Origin of the sequence: Cupriavidus sp. Met-2 (assembly GCF_049843575.1) — a bacterium.
Lineage (GTDB): Bacteria > Pseudomonadota > Gammaproteobacteria > Burkholderiales > Burkholderiaceae > Cupriavidus > Cupriavidus metallidurans.
Genome location: NZ_JBBHZL010000007.1, coordinates 305,524 through 314,326 on the forward strand (window position 1 = coordinate 305,524; position 8,803 = coordinate 314,326).

Annotated in this window: 5 protein-coding genes; 2 read left to right on the forward strand and 3 right to left on the reverse strand. The window is 63.3% G+C overall.

Annotated features, from left to right (window positions below; all coding sequences use genetic code 11):
- Positions 1–50 precede the first annotated feature (50 nt).
- Positions 51–1,040, forward strand: a complete 990-nt coding sequence (locus WD006_RS17500) for a Bug family tripartite tricarboxylate transporter substrate binding protein (RefSeq protein WP_011518443.1) — start codon at positions 51–53, stop codon at positions 1,038–1,040.
- Between the two features lie 97 nt (positions 1,041–1,137).
- A complete protein-coding gene (rocF, locus tag WD006_RS17505) occupies positions 1,138–2,046 on the forward strand; it encodes an arginase (RefSeq protein ID WP_375199040.1) in 909 nt (302 codons plus the stop codon).
- 93 nt (positions 2,047–2,139) lie between these two features.
- Here rocF and WD006_RS17510 read toward each other — a convergent pair whose 3' ends face one another.
- From WD006_RS17510 to WD006_RS17520, 3 genes are read right to left on the reverse strand one after another with little or no spacing between them, the layout of a single operon-like run.
- A complete protein-coding gene (locus WD006_RS17510; RefSeq protein WP_029309280.1) occupies positions 2,140–3,639 on the reverse strand; it encodes an AdeC/AdeK/OprM family multidrug efflux complex outer membrane factor in 1,500 nt (499 codons plus the stop codon).
- Complete coding sequence (locus tag WD006_RS17515; protein WP_011518440.1) at positions 3,636–6,782, reverse strand: efflux RND transporter permease subunit; 3,147 nt, start codon at positions 6,780–6,782, stop codon at positions 3,636–3,638. Before WD006_RS17515 ends, WD006_RS17510 begins: the two co-directional genes overlap by 4 nt.
- A gap of 26 nt (positions 6,783–6,808) precedes the next feature.
- Positions 6,809–7,972 (reverse strand): efflux RND transporter periplasmic adaptor subunit, encoded by a 1,164-nt coding sequence (locus WD006_RS17520; RefSeq protein WP_011518439.1) that lies wholly within the window; start codon positions 7,970–7,972, stop codon positions 6,809–6,811.
- Positions 7,973–8,803 lie beyond the last annotated feature (831 nt).

The following is an 8,803-nucleotide window of genomic DNA, read 5'->3' on the forward strand; positions in this document are numbered from 1 at the left end:
CCAGGCCGTCCTGGCCTTCCATAGAACGATAAAACTCTGAGAGAGATGATATGTCCCAGTTTGATTCCTCGCGTCGACGGGTCCTTGGCGCAACGGGTGCGCTGGCTGCCGCCGCAATGCTCCCGAGCCTGTCGCGCGCGCAGACGTGGCCGTCCAAGACGATCCGCTTCGTCGTGCCGTTCGCGCCCGGCGGCAGTTCCGAGATCATCGCGCGCTCCGTAGCCGCCGAACTGACCTCGCAACTGGGCGTGTCGGTCTTCGTCGAAAACAAGCCGGGCGGCGCGGGCAATGTGGCGATGGGCGAAGTGGCCCGCGCGGACGATCAGCACACCATCATCCTGGGTCACATCGGTACGCTGGCGGTGAACCCCTTCATCTTTCCGAAGCTGCCATACGACGTGAACAAGGACTTCACGCCAGTGTCGCTGCTGGCCAAGGTGCCGAGCCTGTACGTAGTACATCCCGATGTGCCCGCGAAGAACCTCAAGGAGTTCGTGGCGCTGGCAAAGAGCAAGCCCGGCAAGCTCAACTACGGCTCTGCGGGCAACGGCAGTGCAGGCCACCTCGCATTCGAGTACCTGAAGGAAGCGGCTGGCATCTTTGTGCTGCACGTGCCGTACCGTGGCAGCGGCCCGCAGATCACGGACCTGCTGTCCGGCCGGCTGGAGGCGGCGGCCGTCGGCGCGCCGGCGATCCTGCCCTTCATCAAGTCCGGCAAGCTGCGCTGCATCGCCACGGGCTCCGCGCAGCGCATTCCGCAATTGCCGGATGTGCCGACCGTCGCCGAGCAGGGCTACCCGGGATTCGAGATGACCCAGTGGTATGGCATCCTTGCGCCGTCGTCGATGTCGAAGGCCGCCGTCGACAAGCTGGCCGCAGCCAGCGCAAAGAGCGTGCGCAGCCCGGCGGCGTCAAGCCGCATGACCGCCGATGCGGCGATCGTCGTCGGCGATACGCCCGCCGAGTTCGCCAGCTTCATCGCCCAGGAGCAGAAGCGCTGGAAACCGATCATCGCCCGGGCGTCGATCAAGCCGGACTGAGACCTCGCCGACATCTCGCCAGCATCTCGCTGACGTTCGACACCCGTTCGTGCCATGATGGCAGGCATCTATCGTCCCCACTGAACCTGGAGACCCCATGAAGCCTGTCACCCTGATTGGCGCGCCGACCGACGTGGGCGCCAGCATCCGTGGCGCCTCGATGGGCCCCGAAGCCTTGCGCGTGGCGGACATCGCCGGCGCCCTGGTGCGCAACGGCCTCGATGTCACCGATCTGGGCAACCTCGTGGGCCCTGGCAACCCTAACCTGCCACCCACGGATGGCGTTCGGCACCTGCCGGAGGTTGTCGCCTGGAACCGTCTGGTCATGGACGCCGCATACCAGGCCCTGGCCACCGGCCAGTTGCCGCTGCTGATGGGTGGCGACCACTGCCTGGCGATTGGCTCGGTCAATGCCGCGGCTCGCTATTGCCGCGAGCAGGGAAAGAAGCTCCTGGTGCTCTGGCTTGATGCGCACCCCGATGCCAACACCGGCAGCACCAGCCCGACCGGGAACACCCATGGCATGCCGGTGGCGTGCCTGTGCGGGGATGGTCCCGCCCCGCTTGTGTCACTAGGCGGCGTGACGCCCGCCACCTCACCCCGGAACATTCGGCAGATCGGCATCCGCAGTGTCGATGCCGAGGAGAAAAAGCGGCTGCGTGAGCTGGGCCTGACCGTCTACGACATGCGCTACATCGACGAGAACGGCATGAGGGCCACAATGGAGCAGGCGTTGGCGGGCATCGATGGCGATACCCATCTGCATGTCAGCTTCGACGTGGATTTCCTCGACAGCCAGATTGCGCCGGGCGTCGGCACGGCGGTTCGCGGTGGCCCTACCTATCGAGAAGCGCATCTCGCACTGGAAATGATCGAAGACACCGGCGCCCTGGGCTCCATCGACGTGGTCGAACTGAACCCAGCGCGCGACGTCCACAACCAGACCGCCGAGCTGGTCGTCGAATTACTGGAGAGCCTGTTCGGGAAATCGACGCTGCTGCGTTGATGGCGCGAGCCCCGCTGGCTGGCGGCAGGCAATAAAAAAGGAGGCAGTCACAGACTGCCTCCTTTCGATGCCGGTGCTCCAGTCGACTACGGCCTACGAAGCCGACCCTGCGCCGCCGCCCGTGCTGCCGGTCGTCGAACTTCCGGCCCCATCAGCTGGCGCGCCATTCTCCGGCCTGTGCGTGACATCGGTCCAGCCACCGCCAAGCGCCTTGTACAGGTTCACCTCGCTGGTGAGCTGGTTGAGGCGATCGGTGATCAGCGTCTGTTGCGCGTTGTAGAGCTGACGTTGCGCATCAAGCAATGTCAGGTAGCTATCCACACCAGTACTGTACCGATGTTCAGCCAGCGTGAAGTAGTCCTGACTTGCCCGGACGAGCCGCACCTGTGCCTGAACCTGATCCGAGAACGTGCCGCGTGCGGCCAGTCCATCGGCCACCTCGCGGAAGGCGCCCTGGATCGTCCGCTCGTATGCCGCGACGTTGATGTCCTTCTGGATCTTTGCGTAGTCGAGGCTTGCCTGCAGACTGCCTGCCGTAAAGATCGGCAGCACGATCTGCGGCGAGAACAGCCACGTGCCCTGACCGGCCGCGAACAGGTCCGACAACTGCCTGCTGGCCGTGCCGGCCGACGCCGTCAGCGTGATGCGCGGGAAAAACGCCGCACGCGCCGCGCCGATGTCCGCGTTGGCCGCCTTGAGCCGATGCTCGGCCGAAAGGATGTCCGGACGATTCTGCAGCAGATCGGACGGCAGCCCCACCGGCACCTCGGCCACGAGCTTCTCTTCCAGCCCCAACCCTTGCGGCAGATCCGCCGGCATGCCCGAACCCAGCAACAGCGTCAGCGCATTGGTGTCCTGCGCCAGCGCGCGCGTGTATGCCGCCAGCGAAGCCCGCGCGGTTTCAACCTGCGTTTCCGACTGGCGCAACTCCAGCCGCGAGGCGATGCCTTCCTCGAAACGGCGGCGCGTAAGGTTGTACGTTCGTTCGTACGTAGTCAGCGTGTCGCGCGTGACTTTGAGTTGCTCCTCGTCCGCGCGCAGCGTCAGGTAGGCATTGGCAACGCTGGCCACCAATGCGATCTGTGTGCTGCGGCGCGCCTCGTCACCCGCGAGGTACTGCTCGAACGCGGCCTCGCTAAGGCTGCGCAACCGGCCAAACAGGTCGAGTTCCCAAGCCGTGGTTCCCAGCGACACGCCGTACTGGCTGCTGATCACACGTTGACCGGTGGCCGACAGATCCGCCGGCACGCGCTGCCGCGTGCCCTGCGCCGCGGCGTCGACCTGTGGAAACAGGTCGGCACGCTGGATACGGTACTGCGCGCGATAAGCTTCCACGTTCAACACGGCCACGCGCAGATCGCGGTTGTTGTCGAGCGAGACCTGGATCAGCTCGCGCAAGCGCGGATCGGTGAAGTAGTCGCGCCAGCCAAGGTCGACGGCCGTCACCGACGCATCGACCGCAGCCGTCTTCGGATAGGCCTCACCCTGTGGGAACGTCGCATCGACCGGCGCGGCGGGCCGCTGGTAGTTGGGAATCAGGCTGCAGCCGCTAAGCGCCGCCACGGCGGCCAGGCAAAGTAGCGTCTTTCTCATGCTTGGGCTCCCTTCTCGAGGGAGGACGAATCGGACTTGCCGCGCCGCTCCTTGAGCGCGCTGACCACGACAAAGAACAGCGGCACCCAGAAGATGGCGAGCACGGTGGCGGTGATCATGCCGCCGATCACGCCGGTACCGATGGCGTGCTGGCTACCCGCGCCGGCGCCTTGCGACACCGCCAGCGGGAACACGCCCAGCATGAACGCCATCGAGGTCATGATGATGGGGCGTAAACGCATTCGGCACGCCTCCACCGCCGCCTCCACGAGGCCCTTGCCGTGATCGTGCAGTTCCTTGGCGAATTCCACGATCAGAATCGCGTTCTTCGCTGAAAGGCCCACCGTGGTCAACAGCCCCACCTGGAAGAACACGTCGTTCGACAGTCCTCGCGCGAGGGTGGCCAGCAGCGCGCCGATCACCCCGAGCGGCACCACCAGCATCACCGAGAACGGAATCGACCAGCTTTCATACAGCGCCGCCAGACAGAGGAAGACCACCAGCAGCGACAACGCGTACAGCGCTGGTGCCTGGGAGCCCGACAACCGTTCTTCGTACGACAGGCCCGTCCACGAATAGGAGATGCCGGCTGGCATCTGCTTCATGATTTCCTCTACCGCCGCCATGGCTTCACCCGAGCTCTTGCCTGCCGCCGGCTCACCGAGGATTTCCACCGCCGGCACACCGTTGTAGCGCTGCAGCTTCGGCGATCCAAAGCCCCACTTGCCCGTGGCAAACGACGAGAACGGCACCATGTCACCCTTGTCGTTGCGCACGAACCACTTGTTGAGGTCCTCTGGCGACATTCGCGAGTTCGGCCGACCCTGCAGGTACACACGCTTGACGCGGCCCCGGTCAATGAAGTCGTTCACGTAGCTGGAACCCCAGGCAATTGACACCGTGCTGTTGATGTCCGCCAGAGACAGCCCCAACGCGCGCGCGCGCTCATCGTCGATTTCGAGGACGTACTGCGGCTCGTCATTGAGGCCGTTCGGACGCACTCGCTGCAACGCGGGGTTCTTGGCTGCGAGCGACAGGAACTTGTTGCGCGCGTTCATCAGCGCGTCGTGCCCCAGGCCGGCCTGATCCTGCATATAGAAGTCGAAGCCCGTGGCGTTACCGAGTTCCTGCACCGCCGGCGGCGCGAAGGCAAATGCCAGCGAGTCGCGGAACGTGCTGAACTTGGCCTGCGCCCGCTTGGTCAGGTCGAACACACTCGTGGCATCGCCTTCGCGATCCTTGAACGGCTTCAGCAGAATAAACGCGAGACCCGAACTCTGGCCACGGCCGGCAAAGTTGAAGCCGTTCACGGTAAAGAGCGACTCCACGATCTTGCCTTCGTCATTCAGCAGGTAGTTGCGCATCTGGTCAAGCACGGCCTGCGTGCGCTCGGCCGACGAGCCGGCCGGTGTCTGCACCTGCGCGTACAGCACGCCCTGATCTTCTTCCGGCAGGAACGAGGTCGGGATGCGCGTGAACAGGAATCCCATCACCACCACGATCGCCAGATAGATCAGCAGGAACGGAGCCCGGCGCTTGAGAATGCCGGAGACCCCACGCTCATAGCTTTGCGTCGACCGGATGAAGCTGCGGTTGAACCAGCCGAAGAAGCCCTGCTTGTGCTCGCCGTGATCGCCCTTCTCGATCGGCTGGAGCATCGTCGCGCACAGTGCCGGCGTGAGAACAAGCGCCACGAGCACAGACAGCACCATCGCGGAAACGATCGTGATCGAGAACTGGCGATAGATCACACCCGTCGAGCCCCCGAAGAACGCCATCGGCAGGAACACCGCGGACAGCACCAGCGCGATACCAACCAGCGCGCCCTGAATCTGCCCCATCGATTTTCGCGCGGCTTCTTTTGGTCCCAGCCCGTCTTCGGCCATCACCCGCTCGACGTTCTCGACCACCACGATGGCATCGTCCACCAGCAGACCGATGGCCAGCACCATGCCGAACATCGTCAGTGTGTTGATCGAATAGCCAAACGCGGCCAACACGCCGAACGTGCCGAGCAGCACCACCGGCACCGCGATCGTTGGGATCAGCGTGGCGCGGAAGTTCTGCAGGAACAGATACATCACCAGGAAGACGAGCACGATTGCCTCGAGCAGCGTCTTGATCACCTCGTGGATCGAGTCGGAGATCACCGGCGTCGTGTCATACGGGAACACCACCTTGATGCCCGGCGGGAACGTCGGTTCCAGCTGAGCCAGCGTATTGTGGATGTTCTTGACCGTCTCCAGCGCGTTGGCGCCGGATGCCAGGCGAATCGCGATACCCGATGCCGGGCGACCGTTGTACTGCGCGTTGATCGTGTAGTCCTGGCCGCCCAGAGCAACATCGGCCACGTCCTTCAGGCGCACCTGCGAGCCGTCGGGATTGACCTTGAGCAGGATGTCGCCGAACTGCTCGGCGGTCTGGAGACGCGTCTTGCCAATCACCGTCGCATTGAGCTGCTGTCCGCGAACCGCCGGCAGGCCACCAAGCTGACCCGAAGCCACCTGGACGTTCTGGGCCTTGATCGCGTTGCTCACATCAAGCGGCGCGAGCTGGTAGCTGTTGAGCTTGGCCGGGTCCAGCCAGATCCGCATCGCATACTGCGAGCCGAACACCTGGAAGTCGCCCACGCCTGCGGTACGCGATAGCGGATCCTGGATGTTCGAAACGATGTAGTTCGACAGATCCTCCCGCGTCATGTTGGGGTCGGTCGAAATCAGACCCACGATCAGCAGGAAGTTACGCACCGACTTGGTTACGCGAATCCCCTGCTGCTGAACTTCCTGCGGCAACAGTGGCGTGGCTAGGGCAAGCTTGTTCTGCACCTGCACCTGCGCGATATCCGGGTTGGTGCCTTGCTCGAACGTGACCGTGATGGTCATGCTGCCGTCGGAGTTCGATTCCGACGAGATGTAGCGGAGGCGATCCAGGCCATTCAGCTGCTGCTCGATCACCTGCACCACCGTATCCTGCACCGTTTGCGCCGAAGCGCCCGGGTAGGTTACGGAGATGGCGATGGTCGGCGGGGCGATCGCCGGGTACTGGTTGATCGGCAGCGTTCTGATGGAGAGCACGCCGGCCAGCATGATGACCAGCGCGATCACCCAGGCAAAGATCGGCCGCTCGATAAAGAAATTAGACATGGCGAATCCTCATGCGTCCGTCCCGTTCAGGACTTTGCCGCGGGGGCCGACGCCGCGCTCGGTGCCGAGGCCTCCACGGGGCCGGCTGTGGCCGCATCGGCTTCGGCGGCCTTGACCTTCACACCCGGGCGCACAAACTGCAGACCCTCGACGATCACGCGATCCCCGGCCTTCAGGCCTGCGGTAACGAGCCACTTGTCGCCGACCGTGCGGTCGGTCGAGAGAATGCGCTGTTCCACTTCGTTGTTGGCATTGACCACCAGCGAAGTCGCCTGTCCTTTCAGGTCACGCGTGACGCCGCGCTGCGGTGCCAGGATGGCGGCAGTCTTGACGCCTTCCGCCAGACGCGCATGAACGAACATGCCCGGCAGCAGTTCATTGCGCGGGTTCGGGAAGACGGCGCGCAGCGTCACGGAACCCGTGCCCTGGTCGACCGCGACTTCCGAGAACTCGAGACGACCGGGCTCCGAATAGATGCTGCCATCTTCGAGCTGCAGCGTAACCTTGGCCGCATTCGCACCGGCACCCTGCAGTTGGCCGTTGGCCAGTTCACGACGCAGGCGGAGGATTGCCGACGACGGCTGCGTCACATCCACATAGATCGGATCGAGCTGCTGAATCGTTGCCAGCGCGTTAGCCTGGCCGTTCGTTACCAGCGCGCCTTCGGTGACGAGCGATCGGCTGATACGGCCGGAAATCGGCGAAAGGACCTTGGTGTAGCGCAGATTGATATGCGCTTGGTCCACAGCGGCTTTAGCTTGCAGGTAGGATGCCTGCGCCTCGGCGTACTGCTGCTTGCTGACGGCTTCCTCTCCGACCAGCTTGCCGTAGCGTTCGGCAAGCAGGCGCGCCGATTCAAGATTTGCCTCGGCGCTCTTCGCAGTAGCTTCATAGGTCGACGGATCGATCTGGTACAACTGCTGGCCCTGCTTCACATCGCTGCCTTCGACAAACAGACGCTTCTGCAGGATGCCATTGACCTGAGGGCGAACCTCGGCGATCCGGTAGGGCATGGTGCGCCCAGGCAAGGAACTGTCGAGCGTAACGTTCTCGTCCTTCAGCGTGACAACTTTCACTTCAGGCGTCTGGGCCGCAGGCGGCTTGTTGTCCTTGCCGCACGCAGACAGTACTGTTACGGCAACTGCCAGAATGCCTGGAATCAAAGCACGCCGGGCGCGCATTGCTTGCATAGCGATATCCTCGAGGATGAAACGGATGAGTTCTTCTTGGGGCCTGGTTGGCCAGACCGGCTGACCGCGCTACGCGCGGACGCAATTGGCGTGCCTGCCAGCGGCACTTGTCGGTTATCGGGTTCAGCGGACTGTCATCGCCATTCGCCCCTGCTTTCGCCAGATAGCTGGCCTCGAAATACACAACGCCGGACGCGCACGCGTCCGGCTGGCAGGGTGACTTAGATGCCCGCCCCGCTCCCCGTATTCTGACTGTCTTGCACAATCTTCTGTTATCGGTGTTACCGTCATTCGCGCGAGTTCGTGCCCGAATCTGAGTGAGCATCGTCTCGCCGATCGCAACAATAGACCAAGGCCCGATATCGGATCCCAAAGCTTGCTGGCGATGACTTCAACGGTAACGTTTGCCGGCCGGGTGTCGCCCAGAACGCTCTGCGCGCTGACAAGGTCCTCCTCCGAACCCTTTGTCACACCGCTGCGGCAATGCAGCATTTGAGCAGCATGCATTTGAATCAGTTCAATAAGCATGCTGCCAATAGCGCGTCATCCTACCAGTTTGTAGATCGGTTAGGGTCACTGGAAATCGACCTGTAATGCGGTGAAATACTCGCAATAGATGCGTTCCGACGACATTTCGCGGGCTCGCGCGAGTTTTCAACCGCCGAGATACATGCTCGCGGGACGGTGTTTTGCGCGAGCGGGACAGTGAGACAGGCTATTACGAAATGCGCAATAAAAAGGCCCACGCCGCTATGGCGTGGGCCTTTGTGCTGAATTTCGAGTTGTATTGGCAGACGTTTCCGCCGGCGACGCTGCGCAAACGAGCTGCGT

Bases quoted from the DNA above. Each gene is read 5' to 3' on its own strand.
- WD006_RS17520 (WP_011518439.1), bottom strand. From the start codon at position 7,972: ATGCAAGCAATGCGCGCCCGGCGTGCTTTGATTCCAGGCATTCTGGCA.
- WD006_RS17515 (WP_011518440.1), bottom strand. From the start codon at position 6,782: ATGTCTAATTTCTTTATCGAGCGGCCGATCTTTGCCTGGGTGATCGCG.
- rocF (WP_375199040.1), top strand. From the start codon at position 1,138: ATGAAGCCTGTCACCCTGATTGGCGCGCCGACCGACGTGGGCGCCAGC.
- WD006_RS17510 (WP_029309280.1), bottom strand. From the start codon at position 3,639: ATGAGAAAGACGCTACTTTGCCTGGCCGCCGTGGCGGCGCTTAGCGGC.
- WD006_RS17500 (WP_011518443.1), top strand. From the start codon at position 51: ATGTCCCAGTTTGATTCCTCGCGTCGACGGGTCCTTGGCGCAACGGGT.